The following is a 20162-nucleotide window of genomic DNA, read 5'->3' as shown; positions in this document are numbered from 1 at the left end:
CATATCATGCAGAATCCTCTCAAACTGATCAAAAATGGAGTAATCACCGAGAACCCGACCTTCGGCCTGGTGCTCGGCATGTGCCCGACCCTCGCGGTCACTACGAGCGCCGAGAACGGCATAGGGATGGGGCTCGCGGCGACGGCGGTGCTTATGGGCTCGAACGTGGCCGTCTCCGCGATACGCAAATTCATCCCGGACGAGATACGCATCCCGGCGTTCATCGTCGTGATAGCGGGCTTCGTCACGGTCGTACAGCTGCTGATATCGGGCTACGCGCCGGCGCTGAATAAATCGCTGGGGATATTCATACCGCTCATCGTCGTCAACTGCATAATCCTCGCGCGCGCGGAGGCTTTCGCGTTCAAGAACGGCGTTCTCGACTCGCTCTTCGACGGCGTCGGCATGGGGCTCGGCTTCACGCTCTCGCTGACGGTCATCGGCGCTATCCGCGAACTGCTCGGCAACGGCACGGTCTTCGGAACGACGATCCTTCCCCCGACCTTCTACCAGCCGGCGCTGCTCGTGATACTCGCGCCCGGCGGCTTCATCACGCTGGGCATATTGATGGGGCTCTTCCGCAACTATCAGATGAAGAAAAACGCCGCGGCCGCCGGCGGAGCGCCGGAAGCCGCGGTCGACGGCTGGAAGGAGCTCGACGCGTGCGGCGGCTGCGCGCTGAAAAACCTCTGCGGCGGCGGCAACGCGGCGGTAGTCTGCGCGAAGGCGCAGCCCGCGCGGGAAGAGAAGGAGGCTGGTAAGTAATGTTCCTCAAGTTGGCGGCGCTCTTCATAAGCGCGCTGATAGTGCACAACATACTGCTCTCGCGCTTCCTCGGCTGCTGTCCCTTCCTCGGCGTCTCCAACAAGCTTGAGACGGCGAAAGGCATGGGGATCGCGGTCATCTTCGTGACGACCTTCGCCGCGATAATGACGTGGCTCGCCTACACGTTCATCCTCGTACCGATGGGGCTCGAATACCTCTACACGCTGGCGTTCATCCTCATCATCGCGGCGCTCGTTCAATTCGTCGAAATAGTGCTCAAGAAGGTTATGCCCGGACTTTACAGGTCGCTCGGCATATTCCTGCCGCTCATCACGACGAACTGCGCGGTGCTCGGCGTCGCCGTCATCAACATGAACGAGAAATACGGGCTTATCGAGTCGATAGTCAACGCCGTCGGCGCGTCGGCGGGCTTCCTGCTCGCAATCACGCTGATGGCCGGCATACGCGAGCGCATCGAAATGAGCGCCGAGATGCCGCGCGCGCTTCGCGGCCTTCCGATAGCTCTGATAACGGCCGGGCTCATGTCGGTAGCGTTCATGGGCTTCAACGGGCTCATTAAATAGGGGGGCTTGAAATGGACGGAATACTTTATCCCGCCGCGGTAATGGGCGGACTCGGCGTCGTCTTCGGCGCCCTACTTGCCTTCGCGTCGCAGAAATTCTTCGTCGCGGTGGACGAACGCCAGTCCAAGATACGCGAGCTTCTCCCCGGCGCGAACTGCGGCGGCTGCGGCTTCCCCGGCTGCGACGGCTACGCCGAGGCCTGCGCCTCCGGAAAGGCGAAGCTGAACAAATGCGCCGCGGGCGGCCCCGAAGTCGCAGCGAAGATTGCCGAGATAATGGGCGTCGCGGCGGAGGCCGCGGAGCCGATGGTCGCGTTCGTAAAGTGCCAGGGCACGCTCGATAGGGCCGTGAAAGACTGCGTCTATCACGGCGCGGCGGACTGCCGCGAGGCGGTCGTCGTGCCCGGCAAGGGCCCGTCGGCCTGCTCCTTCGGCTGCCTCGGCTTCGGGACCTGCGTCGAGGTGTGCCCCTTCGGCGCCATTCAGATCAAAAACGGCGTCGCGGCGGTCGACCGCGAGAAGTGCGTAGGCTGCGGCGCCTGCGCGGCCGAATGCCCAAGAGGCGTGATCGCGCTCGTGCCGAAAAAATCAAAGATTCACGTCGCATGCAGCAACCCGCTGCAGGGCCCCTTCGTGAAAAAGGTATGCAGCGCGGGCTGCATCGGCTGCACGCTCTGCGTGAAGGCCTGTCCTAAGCAGGCGATCGAGATGAAGGGCGCGCTTGCGGCGATAGACCCTGCGAAATGCGTGAACTGCGGCCTCTGCGCGAGCAAATGTCCCGTAAAGGCCATCGCCGACGCAAGGCCGCCAAGGCCGTCGGCAGCGCCTCGCCCGGCGGAAACGACGGCTTCCCCGGCGTAAAAAGCAACGGCACAGAGAATCAAATATGCGCCTCGCGGCTCCTTTAGCGAGGCGCATATTTTTGCCGCGCCGCCCGTCATATTGGCCTTTTGCCGCTATATCCAGCCTACCTTGCTCTTCAGCTGCGCAAGCTGGGCCTCATACCATTCCTTTGGATGTTTCAGGACTTCGTCGGCAAAATCTTTCGGCATATCCGCCGTCATCTTATAGAGCTCCAGCTTCGACCAGCAGAGCACGGCCTGCCAGACGGGGCGCTTGGCCTCGCTCACCAGGCGCTTCGCGACTGCGAAGCACATCGCGCCGTGATACCAGTCCTTTTTGCGGCACTTTACCAGCCCCATCAGGCTGTAGGCGAAGCCGCCGCCCTGAAGCCCTTCATCCCAGTCGGTGTGCATGATGCCGCAGAACTTTCCCATCTTCTGAAGGCATTTCTCCGCTTCGTCGTATCTGCCGAGCAGCATCAGGCAGAAGGCCGCCTTGGCGAGGGAAAGCCCAAGGCCGCGGAAGAGCGCGACGGAGTCGCATATGTTGATGCAGTTTTCGTAAAACGTCAGAGCCTCCGCGATTTTTTTCTGGGCCAGCATGCAGTCGCCGCGGAAATGTTCGGCCGCCGTCAGGCAGACCGTATAGTTCTCTCCTCTTTCCTCAAGCTTCTCGAAGATCGACGTCGACATCAGCAGATATTCTTCGACCTCCTCATGACGGCCCGCGAGTATTTTCGCTATCGCCATGAAGCGCAGCGCGATTCCCTCCCACTGGCGGAACGGCGTCTTCTTCGCAAAAGTCCGGAGCTTGCGCGCGCAGAAGGAGAGCGTCTTCGCGTCGTCCCTCTGAATAGCCAAGTAGCACATCTGCACGCCGGCCCTGATGATCGGCTCCGGCTCGCCTATCGCGGCTCCCTTTCTCAGCGCGCTGCGCAGCATGCCGTCGGCGTCGGCGTAGCGGCCGCTCCACCACAAGCAGCCGCCCTTTAAGATATATAGGTCTCTTTCCAGACGCAGAAGCTCGGGGCTGCCTCCCTCGGTGCGGAAGAGCATATCCATCATCTTCCACGCTTCGCCGAGCGCCCTCTGCGTATAGGTGACGTCCTCGACCGAGGGGATGTAGTGCATCAGATCCTGGTCGACGAGTGTCGGGAAGACCTCGTGGACCGCCATAAAGTGCAGTTCGAGCTCCCTTACCCTCCAGTAGAGTTCCTTCACCGGCATGTTGGCCTCATGGCAGTGGTAGAAGATTTTCGCGCACATCTTCTTGTGCCTGTATCTTAGCACTTCGGGCGCAGACGCTTCGAGCACTTCTATATTTTTTATATGCAGCGCCATCTTCCGGGAGAAGGACATCTCCTGAAGCAGAGCTTCGCGTATCTTCGTGTGCGTGAAATAATAGAGCACGTCGCCGCCGCTCTCTTTTTCGCGCAGGAAGCCGTGCAGCCGCAGGTTGTTGTAATACTTCGACACCTCAAGGGGCGAAATGCCGAGCACCGCCGCTATCTCCCTCATCGAAGCGCACTCCGGGCACACCGCGGCGGCCTCGAGGAAAAGCCTTTCGTTTTCGTCGAGGAGCTCTATCATCGAAAGGTAGACGTTCTTATGCAGCTTGTTGCCGTCGATGACGCCGCCCTGCTTGTATTTGAGCATCTCCTTGATAAAAAAGGGGTTGCCCTCGGTCTGCATATAGATGTCGTGGATGCGCTCGTCCGACCATTCCTCGTCCGGCGCCATCTCGCGGCATATGCGCGCTGTCTCTTCGAGGTTGAAGCGCCTCAACGTGACCTCGAACTTTTCAAAGGGCTCGTCGGCGAGCGCGGCGCGCAGCATGAACGCGGAGCGGATCTCTTCGAAGCCCGAGACGAGCATGTTGCGCGGCGAGCTGTCGTCGCTCATTATCGACTCGATCACGTTCCACGAAGCGTCGTCCATCCACTGTATGTTTTCGATGATCAGCAGCCGGCGCGAGCCTTCCGACGTCTCAGCGACGCGCTGATAGATCAAGTCGGCGAGATACGAATAGCTGTACTCGGAAAGGGGTTTCACGCCGTCCTGCCGCGCCGGAGATATGCGCAGCAGCTTCAAAAGGCGGTTTATCGGCGCGAGCGGGTAAGATTTCTCCTCCTGCCAGCAGTCGATCGAAAAACATTCCCAGCCGCTTTCGGTCAGACATGAAACTATCTCGTTGACGAAGACCGTCTTGCCGATGCCCTGCTCGCCCCAGACGAGGCCGCAGAGAGACTGGCTCTCTTTTCCTTTAGAAAAGAAGTCGAGCATCTTTAAAATCTCGCCGCTGCGCGCGAGAGGGCTCTCCCCGTCGGAAGGCGCCGAGGCCCTGATATTCGGCGTCTCCTTCTTCCTCTTCATAAGCGACGATAACTCCGAGAGGTCGGCCTCGATGCCGAAGTCGCTCTCCATGCGCGACGAGAAGGCGTGCGCCGCGTCTATAGCCTTGACCTTCTGGTTCGTCTTTATATAAAGGCGCACGAGCTCGGCGCAGATTTTTTCGTCGTAAGGCTCGAGCTCCGCAAGCTTTTCGTAGCAGAGTATCGCGTCCGCCGCACCGCTCTTCGCATAGCCGGCCAGCTGCGCCTGCGCGCGCTTTTTTAGATTCTTGACGAGCAGATTGCCGTAATACTGGCGCTTCGACAGCAGCCAGTCGCTGAAGTAAGGCCAGTCGCTCATCTCCGTCACGTCCATATAGGGGCGGCAGAGCTCGGATATCTCCTGCCAGCCGAGCGTTTCCAGCTGAAATATTTGGTCCGTGTCGCGCTCTATCTTGACCTTCGGGTCGAGGGAAATGACATCGCCGCCGCTTATCTTCACCGGCAGCAGCTTCTTCACGCAGCTCATAGCGTTGCTTAGATTCCTGCGCGCCTTCTCGGCGGCCTTGTCGGCCCACAGATATTCGCAGATCTTGTTTTTGGAGACGCTTCTTTCCTCGACGAGCATAAGCGCGAGGGCCTGCGCCTTCCTGAAGGGGAAGGCGCACCTCTCTCCGTCTATAAAGAGTTCCGGTATGCCGAGAAAGCGAGCTTTGTATTTCATAATTTTTTCACCTGCGAAACTGTTTCTCCACTTTATACGATTGTATCCGATAAATCGGAATCTTGCACATAAAATGCGGACCTTCGCCATAGTATACGCCAGCAGATGCAAAAATTTTGCAAAAATCGTTAAAAACCGTTATCGTTTCAACCGCGAAAAAAAATATTCAGCGGGACGTTTTTGCACGGTTTTTGCATATCGGTGCTATTTTACGCTGAGACGATTATTCAACATCTATTTTATCAGCGGCGTGCACTATGCACAAAGCCATCGGCGGCTGACCGATGGGCGGTGCGGAGCCACCGTTTCGATATTCAGCAAGGAGGATTTTTTATGGAAGAAAAGAGCGTGAAAAAGAAATTTACGATGCCTAACACTTTCGTGGTGATCTCCATCTTTATTATGATCGCCACCGTCCTCACGTGGATCATTCCGTCGGGAACGTTCGACCGCGCCTTCGACGAGGCTACCGGAAGAACCCTCGTCGTCCCCGGAACGTTCAAGCTCGTCGCCCACACGCCGGTAAGCCTGCCGCAGATGGTGATGTCGATCTACGACGGCATGGTCGACGCGGCCAACATAGTTTTCTTCACCTTTTTCTCTTACGGCTTCATGGTCATGCTCATCAGGGTCGGCGCGTTCGACGCCGGCGTGGGCGCGCTGATACGCAGGCTGAAGGACAAAAAACAGTTCGCGATGCCGCTTATCGCGATCATCTTCTCGCTGATGGGCGCCTCCTTCGGCATTTACGAGGAGAGTTACGGCTTCGTCCCCGTAGTCATGAGCATGGGCGTGGCGCTCGGCTACGACCCCTTCTACGGCGCGATCGCGGTGCTGGGAGGCATAGCCACAGGCTACGCGGCCGCGTCGATCAACCCCTACACGGTGGCGATCGCGCAGACGATAGGCGAGCTGCCGCTCTTTTCGGGGATGGGCTTCCGTTGGCTCTGCTACGTCTGCTTCATGACGCTGTTTCTGAGCTGCATGTGCCGCTACGGCCGCATGGTGAAGGCCGATCCGAAAAAAAGCTACGTCTACGGCGTCGAATTCCCCTTCCTATCCAGCTCGACGCAGGATGAGCTCGTTTCCAAGGAATTCACGACGAGACATAAGATCTCTCTGCTGATATGCCTCGGCACGGTCATCGCCTTCGCCTTCGGCGCGATCAGATACGGCTGGTACTTCTCGGAGCTCTCCGCGATCTTCATCGTGATGATGTTCGTCGTCGGGCTCGTCAACAAACAGAGCATAAACGAGACCTGCGACGCCTTCGTCGACATCTCGAAAAACATCCTCTTCGCCGCGTTCGTAATCGGCCTTTCGCGCGCCATCCTCATCGTCCTCCAGAAGGGGCAGATCATAGACACGATATGCTTCTACTTCTCCAACGGGCTCGCCGGCATGTCGAAGACCGTCGCGGCCGAAGCGATGTTCGGCTTCCAGACGCTGCTCAACCTCTTCATCCCCTCTGGCAGCGGACAGGCTGTGACGTCGATGCCTCTTATGATACCGCTCTCGGATCTTCTCAAGATCAACCGCCAGATAGCGGTCCTCGCCTTCCAGTTCGGCGACGGCTTCTCCAACATATTCTGGCCGACGGCCTGCGCGGTCCTCTGCGCCATATCCGGCGTGCCGATCAATAAGTGGTGGAAATTCTTCGCTCCCTACTGCCTCTTTGCGACGATTTTAGGCGCCGCGCTCATCGCGGCGGCGGTCTCGATCAACTACGGCCCCTTCTGATGCCGGAGGCGATACGGCCTTGAAAAATATCCAACAAATAATAGAGAGCAAAAAGGAAAAAATCCTGGAGCTGGAAAAATTCCTCTACAACAACCCTGAGATCGAGATGGAGGAATTCAGGGCGAAGGAAAAATTCACCGAGCTATTGCTGAGCGAAGGCTTCGACGTCGACGGCGACATCGAAGGGCTTCCGACGGCGTTCGTGGCACATAAAAGCAGCGGCGAAGGCCCCTCGATAGGCATCGTCGCCGAGTACGACGCGCTGCCCGGCATGGGTCACGCCTGCGGGCACAATCTCATCGGAGCGATCGGCTTCGGCGCGGCCACGGCGCTCGGCGAACTGCTCGAAGAGTACAGGGGGAGCGTCTACCTCTTCGGCACGCCCGCCGAGGAGACGGGGCGCGGCAAGCCCGGACTGCTCGCCGGCGGCTATTTCAAAAAAGCCGACATCGCGATGATGGTGCATCCGATGAACTTTTCCGCTCTCGCCTCAGACCTCGTCAACCTTGAGGGCTACGACGTCACCTTCCGCGGCAAAGCCTCGCACGCGGCGGCGGCGCCGGAGGGCGGTATAAACGCGCTGGACGCCGCCGTTAGCTTCTACAGCGCCGTCGGCCTGCTGCGCCAGCAGATGAAAGACGGCTCGCGCGTGCAGATGATAATAACGGGGGGAGGCTCCGCCGTAAATGTCATCCCCGACAGGGCCTCGCTGCGCGTCGAGATACGCCACAGGGAAATAAAATATTTCCGCTCCCTTGTAGAAAAAATCCTGCGCGTCGCGCGCTCAACCGCAGAGGCCATGGGCTGCACGGCCGAAATCGAAATGTTCGAGCCGCCGATCTGCTGTATGAAAAACAACAACGTGCTGGTCGGGCTCTTCAAGAAGCGCCTCGTAGAAGCGGGCATCGGGGAATTCCAGGAATACGTCGAAACGGGCGGCTGTTCCGATATGGGGAACGTAAGCCAGGAAGTGCCGGCGATCCATCCCTGGATACGGATGGTGCGGCCGAGCTCCGACGCTCATACGTCCGATTTCCTGAGGGACGCCGACGCGCCGTTGGCCATCGAGAGGATGTACAAGATGGCCTGCTGCCTGGCAGGTGTCGGAGAAGAGATACTGAAGTCCCCGCAGCTCGTCGAAAAAATAAAAGAGGACTTCCGCAGCCATTAGCACGGAAATCAGATGAGCCGCAGAAGCGGGGCCAATGGGCGTCTTTCAGCCCATGGCCCCGACGCTTTTGTGCGCCCAATATCCGAACGGATAAGAAGGTCGGCCGACTTGAACGGCAGCGCGGCTGATCGATAGGCCGCCGCGGGGCGAAGCGGGGGAAAGCCTTAATCCCATGAATAAAATCATCCCACGGGATCGATGGAGGAAGCAATCTATGAGAGTTATGCGATGAGAGATTCCCTCGGCGCCGACTTCATCGACGGACAGGCCCAGGGCGCCGCGGCACCATTGAAATCCCGCCATCTTCTTGAGAAGCATCGTGCGGCTGCAAAATTTTTGCAAAAAAGAATTATTGCGCCGCGCGCGTAAAAAACTTGATGCAAATTTTGTCGAATTATTTTTTGCAGACGTTTTGCAAAGCAATGTTAACCTCTCAGTGGTAGAAAAATTACGGTTGCATTTTAAAAACTGAATCAAACGGAGGTAGTAATTTATGTCATCAATAGCAGAAGTTCGCCAGAATATGGTAGACGGTGACGGAGATGCGGCGGTGGCGCTCACAAACGAACTGATCGCGGGCGGCACGCCGGCGCAGGAGATCATGAACGGACTTACGGAAGAGATGGGGCTTCTGGGAGAAAAGTTTGAAAACTTCGAAGTCTTCCTTCCCGACCTTATGATCGCCGGCGACGCTTTCATGCAGATCATGTCGGTGCTTAAAGAACATCTCGTAAAGGCGAGCGACGCCCCGTCGAAGACTGTGATCATCGGGACTGTCAAGGGCGACTATCACGATATAGGAAAGAACATCGTCGGCATAGTCCTTCAGGCGAGCGGCTTCAACGTCGTAGACCTAGGCGCGGACGTCGACCCGGTAGCTTACCTCGAAGCGGCCCGCAAAGAGAAGGCCGACGTGGTCGGCCTATCGGCCCTTATGACGACGACGATGCCCGGACAGGAGGAGTTCATCAAGCTCGTCAAGGACGCCGGAGAAAAGGGCAAGTACCTCGTCTGCGTCGGCGGCGCGCCGACGTCGGTCGAGTGGGCCGAGCGCATCGGCGCCGACGTGTGGTCCTTCGACGCCTTCGAATGCGCCGCGAAGCTCAAGAAGCTCCTTGGATAAAAAATATTCTTTAACGGAGGAATAGAAGAGATGTCAACTTTCAGAATGTGGGAAGTATTCGCCAAGGCCGACGACGGCCCCTTCTACAAAGAGCAGTCGGAGTGGATGCTCAAGAGCTTTATACCTCAGATGAAGAGGGTCATCAAAGAGCATGATATCAAATACGACGGAAAGAGCATCGTAAACCAGGACGACGCGCTCGCCGACAGGACGTGGGAGGCCGCGAAGGACTTCTTTATCTCCGTCGGCGTCTACAACCAGGACACGCACCGTGTGATGAAGTTCTCGGAGCGCGAAGTCAACGAGGTCCTCTACACAAAGCGCCCGAAGTACATGATCGGCGCGGGGCACGACCAGCGCTGGCTGCGGGTCCGCTCGATAGAGGACAAGGAGCGCCGCCCCTTCCATCTCTTCAGCCCCGACGCGAACTTCAGCACAGACATCCACAAGAAGGCCTGCATGGCCTACCTTAAAGAACCCCTCCTCGACGGCCTCTGCGCCCCTCTGCTCGAGGATTTCATGGGACGCAAGGCTACGTCGCAGAATCCGACCGAGGTCGCGGCCGCTATGGAGCACGCGATGAACCTCCGCGACGCGCAGCGCCTCGTAGGACGCCCGGACGTCTGGACAGTATCGGTCGGCACCGCGGAATCCGCCCAGGCTCAGATCGCCGCCGGCAATCCGGTCTGGGGCGTCCGCCAGTCGCACCTCGACGGCCGCATGGTCTCCATCCTCACGGAGATGACCACCAACAACGCGATGCTCAACAAATCCCTCCATTATCGCTCATACGGCAACGTATTCGGCAATCTTTGCGGCGCCATCTTCGGCGGACACGCCGGCGGCACCGAGGGCACGCTCATCCTCCAGACGGCCTACAACATCGAGGGCGCCTGCCTCTACGGCTCCTGCTGGGCTTTGAACTTCCCGTTCCACCTCAAATGGCAGTCGACGACGACGAGACAGCTGCTGTGGCTGCAGAGCGTCCTGAGCCAGGCCATGTCGCGCAATTCGAACCTCATCTTCCTCAACAACCTCTTCGCAAACGCCGGCCCGGGCACAGAGCAGCTCTACTGGGAGTGCGCGAACCACGCGCTCGCGACGGAGTGCTGCGGCGGCAACCCCTGGGGCGCGGCGACCTGCCGCAACAAGTTCACGGACATGGCCACGCCGCTTGAATCGCGCTTCTACCACGAAGTCTCGGAGGCTTCCTTCAAATCGCGCCTCACAAGGGCGAAATGCGAAGAGCTCTGCCAGAAGATCATGGAGAAATACGAGAAGCTCATCCCAGTCGACAACTACGGCAAGCGCATCCAGGAAGTCTACGACATGGACAAGCTCACGCCGCGCCAGGAATATCTCGACCAGTACGAGCGCATGCGCGACGAGCTCTGCAAGATGGGGGTCGAATTCCCTTATTAGCTTTTAGTTTTTCAGATAATGGGGCGCCGGCGACGCCCCATTATTTTTAAGCTAAGCGCCGGCAATACTTTTTAAACGGGGTGAATCGTTTGAACGGAAAAGAAAGAGTCTTGAAAGCGCTGAAGTTTGAAGAGGTCGACCGCGTGCCGTGGGTGCCCTTCACGGGCGTCCACGTGGCCAAGCTGATCGGCTCCGACGCGGAGGAGCTCCTTAAAAACAAAGACGTTCTCGTGAAGGCCGTGTGCGCCGCCGCCGAACGCTACAGCGCCGACGGCGTCTGCTCGGCGTTCGACCTCCAGGCCGAGGCCGAAGCGCTCGGCTGCACGCTGCACTGGGTGAAGAACAACCCTCCGGCGGTAACGGGGCATATCCTCTCGCAGGGAAAGACTCTCGAAGCTCTGCCGGATATCACAAGGGATATGGGGCGCCTTCCGGTATTTTTTGAAGCGACGAAGGAGCTCGTGGAAAAAATCGGAGAGGAAAAGGCCGTCTTCGGCCTCTGCTGCGGACCTTTCACGCTGGCGCTGCATCTGCGCGGCTCGGCGTTCATCATGGATATGATGAAAAAGCCCGACGAAGCTCACAAGGTCCTCAAATTCTGCGCCGAGGTCACACGCAGGATGTGCATGTGGTACATGGAGACCGGCGCGCACGTAGTAGCCGTCGTCGACCCGATGACGAGCCAGATAGCGCCGAAGCACTTCGAGGCGTTCGTCTCGCCTTACGTAAAGCCGGCGATCGACGAGGTGCATTCCAAGGGGGGCATCGTGACGCTCTTCTGCTGCGGCAACGCGACTAAGAACATAGAGCTCATGATGCAGAGCAAGCCTGACGCCATAGCGTTCGACGAGCAGGTGGACCTGAAATTTGTAAAAGATCTCGCCGATAAATACAAGGTGTCGTTCGAGGGGAACATCCCGCTCACGACGACGCTGCTCTTCGGCTCTCCACGCGAATGCGTCGCCGACGTGAAGAAGAGGATCGAGATAGGCGGACGCAGCGGCTACATACTTTCGCCGGGCTGCGACCTGCCGTACGACACGCCCTTCTACAACCTCGAAGCGGTCGGTAAATACGCCGCGACGGGCGAAGAGCCCTCCGACACGGCCGGCTTCCTGTCGCTCGAAGAAGCGCTGAGCAACGCCGAAGAGGCCGGCGACGTCTTTGAGGACGTCGAGATCGAGCCGGGGAAGGTCTTCGTGGAAATCGTGACGCTCGACTCCGAGGGCTGCGCGCCCTGCCAGTATATGTGCGAAGCGGTCAAGAACGTCGCGCCGATGTACGGCGACAGACTGAAATGGCGCGAATCCCTCATCAAGAGCGCGGCTGGAATAAAACGCACAATGGCGCTCGGCGTTTCCACTCTGCCGACGCTGCTTATCAACAACGAGGTGGTCTTTGATAATATAACTCCTACGCAGGATATGCTTATCAAAGAGATAGAAAAAAGAATAAATAATTAAAATAATACTTTTAATGATAATTAAAAGTAAATGTATATTAGCATAATAAAAGAAGTGGATATTTCTCGGTTGAAAAATAAACGGTATTATTTTACTGTATCTTCGCCGAGAAAGACTATCCAACAATAAAGGGAGGAACAGTAAATGACTGTGACTAAGGCTAAAAAACCCAGTTTTGTCGTGGCGCTGGCGACGTTCATATGTATCGCCGGCACGATCAGCTTCGGCCTGCTGAAGCTCGGGCTCGACGCTCACGTCCCCATCGCCGTGGCGGCGGCGATAGCCGCACTTGTAGGCAAATTCGTAGTAGGCATCACCTGGGAAGAAATGGAGACGGCGATCTGCAACGCGATATCGTCGTCGATAAGCGCTCTTCTGATATTGATAGCGATCGGCATGCTGGTAGGCTCGTGGGTACAGGCCGGCGTAGTCCCCGGCCTCATCTATTACGGTTTCGACGTGCTTTCGCCAGGAATTTTCCTTTTCGCGACACTTATTCTATGCTCTATCATTTCACTAGCTACGGGCTCGTCGTGGGGCGTGGGCGGAACGGCCGGAGTCGCTCTGATAGGCATAGCAGCCGGGCTCGGCATCCCCGCTCCTCTGACGGCGGGCATAATAATCTCCGGCGCTTACTTCGGGGACAAGATGTCGCCCCTTTCCGACACGACGAACCTCGCCCCCGCGGTCTCGGGCTCAAACCTTTTTGACCACATCCGCGCGATGATGTGGACGACGACCCCCTCCTATATCATAGTCGCGATCATAACTATCGTGCTCGGCTTCTCATATTCCAGCGGCGCCGGTTCGTTCGACCCGAGCCGCATCGACGCCTTCCAGAAGATTCTCGCCGCCGAATTCTCCATCAACCCTCTCTACGTCGCGATTCCGACTATCGTAGTCCTCGGGCTCGCGGTGCTGAAATGCCCAGCGCTCCCGAGCATGATGGCCGGCACCGCCGCTGCGTCGGCGCTCGCGATGTTCCAGGGCAAAACGCTCGCTGAAGCGCTGACGGCCATCCACTACGGCTATGAGTCCACGGTGGCGACCAAGCTCTCGGAGACCGCCGTCGAAGAGTTGCCCGCAATAATGGGCGAGTTCGGCATCACGGGAATATCGCCCGAAACGGTCCACGAAATATCCTCTCTCGTGACGGAGCTGCTGAACAGAGGCGGGCTCGACAGCATGATGTGGTCGCTCTCGCTGATCATGATAGCGCTGGTGCTCGGCGGCGTAATGGAAAGCTGCCACTACCTCGACGTGCTGCTCAACCCGATGCTCTACAAGATACGCTCCGTCGGCGGTTTCGTAACGCTGGTCGTCACTTCCTGCTTCGTCAGCAACCTCTTCCTGGGAGACCAGTACCTCGCGATAGTCGTTCCAGGACGCATGTTCAAGACGGCCGTCGCAAAGACGGAGCTCTCGCCGAGAATGCTGTCGCGCACGCTTGAAGACTGCGGCACGATGACGGCGGTCCTCGTGCCGTGGACCGGCTGCGGCGCCTTCCAGTCCGGCGCGCTCGGAGTGCCGACTCTCACGTACGCCCCGTACTGCTTCCTAAACATCATCAACCCGTTCATGGCGATACTCCTCGCATCGCTGGGGATCGGCAACTACTGGGGAAAGAACGGAGCCGACAGGGTCGAGAAACGCACGGCGCTCACCTTCCCGCGCGAAGAGGAGGAAGCCGCTTAAAGCGCTATTGCCACGCGGCATTTTAAGATGAATAATTGGGTGAAGTGATTTATACTTCGCCCAATTTTATGATTTTGAAGGTGACCTTCATGGAATACGAAAAAGAGCGCGGATTTCAAATCACATTCATGCCCGGAGGCGTAACGGCTACGGCGGCGCCGGGCTCGTCTGCCGCGGACGCGGCGGCGGCCGCCGGAGTAAGGATAGGACGACACTGCGGCGGCGCTGGCGTATGCGGAAAATGCCGCGTCGCAGTGAAGGACAGGGACGAGGACCCCTTCGGCCCTCTTACAGAGACAGAAAAAAAGCTGCTGACGCAGGAGGAAATAGAAAGGGGCCTGCGCCTCTCCTGCTGCGCCCCGATCGTGAAAAACGGCAGGGTATACGTGGTAGACGGAGCGGAGAGCGAAGGGCACAGCATACTCGAAGGCTTTTACAGCGGAATAGAAGAGTGGGGCGAGCGGGAAGGATTCGGCGTCGCCGCCGACATAGGCACGACTACGGTCGTCTGCTATCTGCTCGACCTGCGCGGACGCAGAGCGATAGACAGGGCGTCGTTTTTAAATCCGCAGGTGCCCTTCGGAGACGACGTCATCTCAAGGATAGCCTACTCTTCCTCTTCAAACGCGGCGCTTCGGCGCGTGCAGAGAAGCCTCGCGGAGGAAATGGGGAAAAATATCCGCGCGATGGCCGAGAGGAGTGGCGTCCCGCGAGGAGAGATAAAAGAGCTCGTCATAGCCGGCAACACAGTGATGGAGCATCTCTTCGCCGGGGTTTCGCCCGAAAGCATCGGGCACAGCCCCTACTCCCCGCAGTTCCTGCTCAAGGATCCCTTCCGCGCGTCGGATATCGGGATGAACATCAACGAGCGGTGCGTCGTAAAAATGCTGCCCAACGTCGCGGGCTACGTCGGAGCCGACATCGTGGCCGGCGTCGCGGCGGTCGGCATGGACGTTGATGATAAGATGCGGCTCTTCGTCGACATCGGGACGAACAACGAAATAGTGATAGGAAACGGCGGCGGCATGTTCTGCTGCGCGACCGCGGCCGGCCCGGCCCTCGAGGGCGCGCGAATCCAGTACGGTATGAGGGCCGCGGAAGGCGCTATAGAAAGGGTATTTTTGGATAACGGCGAGCTCGCCTGCGGGACGATCGGCGGAGGCGCGCCGGCCGGGCTCTGCGGCTCGGGGCTGATAGACGCCGTGGCGCTGCTGCTCGACGAGGGCGTGATAAACGCCGGCGGCCGCTTCGAGTACCCGGAAAAATGCCTCGACGGGCGCTTCGCAAAAAGGCTCGGCCGCGATAAAAAAGGTATGGTGCGGCTGCTGCTCACCGATGAAAAAAACCCGGTATACCTCACGCAGAAAGATATACGCGAAGTGCAGCTGGCGGTCGGCGCGGTCAAGGTCGGCACGGAAGTGATGCTCGAGCGCGCCGGGACGACTGAAGACGGCATAGCCGAGGTCTGCCTCGCCGGCGCCTTCGGCAACAACATAAACGTAGAGAGCGCCGTGCGCGTCGGCCTGATACCGGACGTAAGCCGCGGGAAGATTCTCGGCGTCAAAAACTCTTCCGGCCTCGGCGCCTGCATGTCGCTGGCCTCTCCGGGCTTTTACGAAAGGACCAAGGAGGCCGCCAAGAAGATGTCCTACGTCGAATTGTCGACGCTGCCGGACTTTCAGAAGCGTTTTTTAAAGGCCATGTCGTTTTGAACGGAGGCGGCAAAAGATGAAAAAAATAAAAATTTATCATTCGGCCTACGGCGAAAAAGACGTGCAAATATCGGAAAGCGAAGAGATTCGCGTCGATCTTTCCTCTCTGGAGGAATTTTATTCGGCACTCGGAGAGAGGCAGATGCGCTGCTTCCGCAAGTTCGTCGGATTCTGGGACGGCGGCGGGCGCGAAAGGCTGCTGGCGCCCCAGGCCGTAGTAAAGATACTGCCGCACGAAATTATATCAAAGGAATTCAAAGAGGCGCCGGAGCTGATCGACAAGGGGGAAAAAGCGGCGCTCGTCGTGTGGACCATCGGCAAGGCCCTCGAAAGCAAGGCCGGCGACATGACGTCGTCGGCCGGAAGCATCATGACGGGCCTTCTGCTCGACGTGGCGGGTTCCATCGCCCTTTACAGCATGCACGCGGAGCTGATCGGATGGATAAAGAAAAACATCGGCGCGCCGGCGGGCAAATACATCTGCGGAGAATACTACCCGGGCATCGGCAGAATGAGGCAGGACCTCATGGAGAAGGTCGTCGCGCTCGGAGAGACCGAAAGGCTCATGGAGGTGACGGCGAGCGGCACATCTCTGCTTCACCCGAGAAAATCGCAGTGCGCGTTTCTGGCCCTCGGGGCGAAGGAGGGCGAATGCTCCGTCAAGATGGAGCCGTGCAGCCCCTGCAACGGCAAAAAGTGCCTCTACTACCAGCTCGGCGGCTGCCATATGCCGCCCGAGTGGCAAAAGGCAAAAAGAAAATAATACGATACGGCGGCGCCGTTAAGCGCAAGCACAGGCGCATAACTTGCATAAAGCCGCCCCAAGCCCGTGCATTCCGCGCGCGCGAAACTTCAAAGGCGAATTTTTTAAAGCCGGTTCCCTCAAGCGGCAGGACTATTTTTCTCTTTTCTTTCGACTCTCTTTCGACGCGGCCGTCCAGCGCAAAAACGCCTCCCGCGAAATGATTCTTCGCTGGAGGGCTTTCTTTATTTTTCGTCAAGCGGCGGAAGCGGCTTTATCTCATCGCCTTCGCCGAATTCCGTCTTGGGGGCTCCGACTTTATCCCTGAGCCAGCCTTCTATCTTATCGTAGAAGGCGTCGCTCCACGCCGGATTTTCCCACATCTTCCTCTTGGCCGTCATCGACAGACAGCCGCACATCATCGCGCCAAAATAAAAATACGGTGAGTGCGTCGCGAGGGCGATTCCGAAAAATATGAAGCATAACGACGCAAAGAGATCCCTGTAAAACATTTTCCCGCCGCCTTTTCGTTGATTCTCACACTGTAAATTATATTCCTTTAGCGCCGCACGCGCAAAAAAACAGCCGCGAAAACCCGCGGCTGTTTCCATCATCGGGACGTCGGCATCACCATGGCACATCGAGTATGATGTGCGGCAGGAAGAGGACGAGCTTCGGGATGTAGGCTGTAACGAGAAGGACGGGAATCCAGCAAAAAACCATGAATTTGATGGCCGGCCCCATTATCTCATTGATAGGCGCGCCGCCGACCCGGCCTGACAGGTAGAGGGTCGGAGCCGCCGGAGGCGTGATGCAGCCGAGCGCCGTGTTTACTCCGACGACCGCGGCGTAGTGTACCGGGTTGATTCCCAGCTCCGTGATGATCGGCAACAGTATCGGCGTAGTGAGCACGACGACGCTGATGTCGTCCATCAGCATTCCCATCAGGACGAGGAAGACGTTGATCATGAACATGATCACCCATTTATTCGTCGAGATCGAATAGAAGAGGTAGAGCACCTTTCCGGGAAGGTCTTCCAGTATGTAGAGGCGGGAGAGCATCGAAACGGAGTAGAGCATTACCATGATGACGCCCGTCGTGATGGCGCTTTCGACGACTATCGAATAGAGCGTCCTCCAGTTGAGCCCCTTGTAGACGTAAAGCCCTATGGGGATACAGTAGAGGACGGCGAGCGCCGAAGCTTCGGTGGTCGTCATGATGCCTCCGTAGATGCCGCCCAAGACCATGACGGGCATGAAGAGCGCCGGTATCGCCAGCCGCCCGCGATCGCGGAACATCTTCCAGCGCTCCGCGCCCGTGCGCTTCGTCGCGACGAAGACCTGTTTGTTGTCGCGGAGCATCCAGACGTTGAGCAGCGAAAGGAGTATCGTCGTGACGATGCCCGGGCCTATCGTCGAGAGGAAACAGGCGAGGACGGAGATGCCGCTTATCCACGCGAAGATGATGAGCGTAGCGTTAGGCGGTATGAGGAGGCCGAGCAGGGCGGCGTTGGCCATCAGCGCACAGGCGTGCCCCATAGGGTAGCCTCCCTGCTTGAAGCGCGGGAACATGATCGCGCCTATGCAGGAGAGCGTCGCGCAGGCGGCGCCGCAGATCGATCCGAATACCGCGCATGAAACGGTGCCGACGATGCCGAGCCCTCCGCGGATGTGGCCGACAAAGACGTCGACCATGTCGATCAGCTTTTCGGCTATGCGCCCGCGCTCCATGATGCCGCCGGCAAGGATGAACATCGCGATGGCGATGAGCGAGACGGAGTTCATCTGAGTGAAGCCGTACGGCAGCAGCTGCGTGGCCTGGTAGCCGGACATATCGGGGCCGCCGAAGAATATCAGCCACGCGCAGGAGGCCATGAAGCTGACGGGGACCGGAACGCCTATTACAAGTGTGACGATGAGTATTACAAGAGCTACATAGATCATTAGTTCTTACCTCCCGTGAACAGCGCCTTTCCGGCCCTGATCAGATCCCACATAAAGTAGTAGCACATCGACGCGAGGCCGAGGAAAATCGAGAGATAAGCGGTCCAGAGCGGGATCCTCCATGCAACCGTGCGCGGGATCGCCACGCCTGTGCCTAAAGGGCCGAGGAAACCAAATTTAAGATAATCCCAGCCGTAACTTGTGAAGAGCAGCGTAACTCCGAGGGTAACGACGCATTTGATAAAAAGAAGCAGCCTCTTTAAAAAGCCTTCTCTTAAATACGACTGAACGAGGTCCGCGCAGACGTGCGTACCCGCAAAGGCGCCGTAGCCGGCTCCCATAAAGTAGAGCCAGAACGCGAATATCTTGATCCACTCTTCGTATCCGTAGAGGTCCATTTCAAAGATATAGCGCATCAGCGTAGCGGCGCTGATGATTACCGTGAGGAGCATGGACATTACAAAGCAAACGATCGAATAGAAGCTGACCGTGATCTTGTCGAACAAACACTTCGGCTTTCTCACGCTCGACTGGTAATCGTCTTCTTCGACGACCGGAGGCTGTCCTGTTTTTACCTCTTCTGCTGACATTGAGACACTCCTTTCAATACAACAAAAACCCTGAGAGGCTCGCGGCCCCTCAGGTTTTTTAATGAGACGTCACGCACCGCACCATCGTGCCCTGTGCGTTCGCTTTCTATTGCATAGTTTACAGATTGCCGAGCTCCTTCTTGAATTCCTTCATGAGCTCCACGCCGGTGCCGGCCTTGCCGACCGCTTCCCATGTCGAGACGCAGGCTTCTTTGATCGGCTTGAGTTCCTCTTCGCTGTACTTGAAGACCTTGATGCCCTTCTTCTCCATCAGCGCCATATATTTGTCGTCTTCAGACTTCGCGTTGTCTATCGACTTCAGCGTATACTTCCTGCATACCTCCTGGAAAACCTTCTGATCTTCCGGCGAAAGCTTCTTCCACGACTTGTCGCTGATCATGTATCCCAGATACTCCATCGAATAGTTCGTCGCGTACCAATACTTCAGCACGTCGCCGAGAATCGTGTAGGCCGCGGCCGTCGGGTAACCGTCGACGGCGTCGCATACGCCGGTCTGCATCGACTGATAGACGTCGGGATAGGGGATGGTGATCGGGCGGTAGCCCATAGCCTTGGCTCCGGCCGTGTAGACGACCATGTTCGGAACGCGGGTCAGCACGCCCTTGTCGACTTTCGGATCGAGGGGGTCTTTGACCGCCTTGGACGAGCCTATCCCGATGAAGCCCTCGACATATGAGCCGAGAAGGTGCACGCCGACCTCGTTGAGGAAGGCGTTCAGCTTGTTCGGAAGCCAGGCGCCGGGGACTAGGGCCTTCTTCGCCGAGTCGTAACCCGTAACGAAGCCGTTCGTATAGATTATCTCGAGGCGCGGGTCGAAGTCAGTCGCCAGGGACATGCAGGCCATGTCGATAGTTCCGCGAATCATCTCTTCCATGACGAGCGTATAATTACCGAGCTGGCTTGCCGGATAGACCTTTACTTCCACGCGGCCGTTCGTTCCTTCTTTGATTTCCTTCGCCATCGCTTCCATTGTCTTGGTCGCCATATGTTCCGGCGGCGACTGTCCGGCGAAGCGGAACACTATCGGAGCCGCAGTTGCGGGGCTGACCGCCGCTGCGAACAAAAACATTACCGTCAACATAAGTGCGAATTTCTTCACAAAAAACTCTCCCTTCAGAATAGTTACTTATACTGATTTTGTAACTCCTCACAGTTTTTGGTTCAAGAGAAAAAGCGCTTACTGTTCTCCGCAGCCCTTGGTGACTTCCCTCCTTTCCTGCATAAATTAAACAATGTGCAGATAAGTAAACTAAACGACGCTGCCTAGAAATAAAATACAACATTGGAGCAAATTA

At 57.7% G+C, this 20162-nt stretch carries 17 protein-coding genes; 12 read left to right on the top strand and 5 right to left on the bottom strand.

Annotated elements, in window-relative coordinates; all coding sequences use genetic code 11:
• Nucleotides 1-6 precede the first annotated feature (6 nt).
• The 3 genes from rsxE to EH55_RS01875 are packed head-to-tail and all read left to right on the top strand — an operon-like array spanning nt 7 to nt 2209.
• The gene (gene rsxE / locus EH55_RS01885; protein ID WP_037974345.1) at nt 7-765 is read left to right on the top strand and encodes an electron transport complex subunit RsxE; all 759 of its coding nucleotides are present in this window, start codon (nt 7-9) and stop codon (nt 763-765) included.
• Entirely contained in the window at nt 765-1349 is a 585-nt protein-coding gene (gene rsxA, locus EH55_RS01880) for an electron transport complex subunit RsxA (protein WP_037974344.1), read from the top strand. Before rsxE ends, rsxA begins: the two co-directional genes overlap by 1 nt.
• Nucleotides 1350-1360: 11 nt before the next feature.
• Complete coding sequence (locus EH55_RS01875) at nt 1361-2209, top strand: RnfABCDGE type electron transport complex subunit B (RefSeq protein ID WP_037974343.1); 849 nt, start codon at nt 1361-1363, stop codon at nt 2207-2209.
• A 95-nt stretch (nt 2210-2304) separates the two neighbouring features.
• Here the strand turns inward: EH55_RS01875 and EH55_RS01870 are convergent, their stop codons facing one another.
• The gene (locus tag EH55_RS01870; protein ID WP_037974342.1) at nt 2305-5244 is read right to left on the bottom strand and encodes an AAA family ATPase; all 2940 of its coding nucleotides are present in this window, start codon (nt 5242-5244) and stop codon (nt 2305-2307) included.
• 333 nt (nt 5245-5577) lie between these two features.
• Between EH55_RS01870 and EH55_RS01865 the strand changes: the two genes are divergently transcribed.
• The 9 genes from EH55_RS01865 to EH55_RS01830 all read left to right on the top strand — a co-directional run bounded on the left by EH55_RS01865 (nt 5578) and on the right by EH55_RS01830 (nt 16333).
• A complete protein-coding gene (locus EH55_RS01865) occupies nt 5578-6984 on the top strand; it encodes a YfcC family protein (protein ID WP_037974341.1) in 1407 nt (468 codons plus the stop codon).
• A 19-nt stretch (nt 6985-7003) separates the two neighbouring features.
• Nucleotides 7004-8155, top strand: coding sequence for a M20 family metallopeptidase (locus tag EH55_RS01860; protein WP_037974340.1), 1152 nt, complete (start codon nt 7004-7006; stop codon nt 8153-8155).
• Nucleotides 8156-8383: 228 nt separating this feature from the next.
• A complete protein-coding gene (locus EH55_RS14360) occupies nt 8384-8524 on the top strand; it encodes a hypothetical protein (protein ID WP_160170716.1) in 141 nt (46 codons plus the stop codon).
• A 124-nt stretch (nt 8525-8648) separates the two neighbouring features.
• Nucleotides 8649-9278 carry a corrinoid protein gene (locus EH55_RS01855; protein ID WP_037974339.1) on the top strand — a complete coding sequence of 210 codons (630 nt, stop codon included), beginning with the start codon at nt 8649-8651 and terminating at the stop codon, nt 9276-9278.
• 30 nt (nt 9279-9308) lie between these two features.
• Nucleotides 9309-10700 (top strand): monomethylamine:corrinoid methyltransferase, encoded by a 1392-nt coding sequence (locus tag EH55_RS01850; protein ID WP_037974338.1) that lies wholly within the window; start codon nt 9309-9311, stop codon nt 10698-10700.
• Nucleotides 10701-10789: 89 nt separating this feature from the next.
• Nucleotides 10790-12163, top strand: a complete 1374-nt coding sequence (locus EH55_RS01845) for a uroporphyrinogen decarboxylase family protein (protein WP_037974337.1) — start codon at nt 10790-10792, stop codon at nt 12161-12163.
• Between the two features lie 144 nt (nt 12164-12307).
• A complete protein-coding gene (nhaC, locus tag EH55_RS01840; RefSeq protein WP_037974336.1) occupies nt 12308-13858 on the top strand; it encodes a Na+/H+ antiporter NhaC in 1551 nt (516 codons plus the stop codon).
• Nucleotides 13859-13947: 89 nt separating this feature from the next.
• Nucleotides 13948-15570, top strand: coding sequence for an ASKHA domain-containing protein (locus tag EH55_RS01835; RefSeq protein ID WP_037974335.1), 1623 nt, complete (start codon nt 13948-13950; stop codon nt 15568-15570).
• Between the two features lie 16 nt (nt 15571-15586).
• On the top strand, nt 15587-16333 hold the full coding sequence (locus EH55_RS01830; RefSeq protein ID WP_037974334.1) for a hypothetical protein: 747 nt from the start codon (nt 15587-15589) through the stop codon (nt 16331-16333).
• Nucleotides 16334-16557: 224 nt separating this feature from the next.
• On the opposite strand, the gene EH55_RS01820 is transcribed toward EH55_RS01830, so the two are convergent.
• The 4 genes from EH55_RS01820 to dctP all read right to left on the bottom strand — a co-directional run bounded on the left by EH55_RS01820 (nt 16558) and on the right by dctP (nt 19966).
• The gene (locus tag EH55_RS01820; protein ID WP_037974332.1) at nt 16558-16824 is read right to left on the bottom strand and encodes a hypothetical protein; all 267 of its coding nucleotides are present in this window, start codon (nt 16822-16824) and stop codon (nt 16558-16560) included.
• Nucleotides 16825-16939: 115 nt separating this feature from the next.
• The gene (locus tag EH55_RS01815) at nt 16940-18256 is read right to left on the bottom strand and encodes a TRAP transporter large permease (RefSeq protein WP_037974331.1); all 1317 of its coding nucleotides are present in this window, start codon (nt 18254-18256) and stop codon (nt 16940-16942) included.
• On the bottom strand, nt 18256-18846 hold the full coding sequence (locus EH55_RS01810) for a TRAP transporter small permease (protein ID WP_037974330.1): 591 nt from the start codon (nt 18844-18846) through the stop codon (nt 18256-18258). The genes EH55_RS01815 and EH55_RS01810 overlap by 1 nt, the downstream gene beginning before the upstream one ends.
• A gap of 118 nt (nt 18847-18964) precedes the next feature.
• Nucleotides 18965-19966 carry a TRAP transporter substrate-binding protein DctP gene (dctP, locus tag EH55_RS01805; RefSeq protein ID WP_037974329.1) on the bottom strand — a complete coding sequence of 334 codons (1002 nt, stop codon included), beginning with the start codon at nt 19964-19966 and terminating at the stop codon, nt 18965-18967.
• Nucleotides 19967-20162: the final 196 nt, after the last annotated feature.

Source organism: Synergistes jonesii (genome assembly GCF_000712295.1).
In the GTDB taxonomy this organism is placed as follows: domain Bacteria; phylum Synergistota; class Synergistia; order Synergistales; family Synergistaceae; genus Synergistes; species Synergistes jonesii.
The sequence above is the reverse complement of the archived record's forward strand: the minus strand, read 5'-3'. Positions and strand labels throughout refer to the sequence as shown.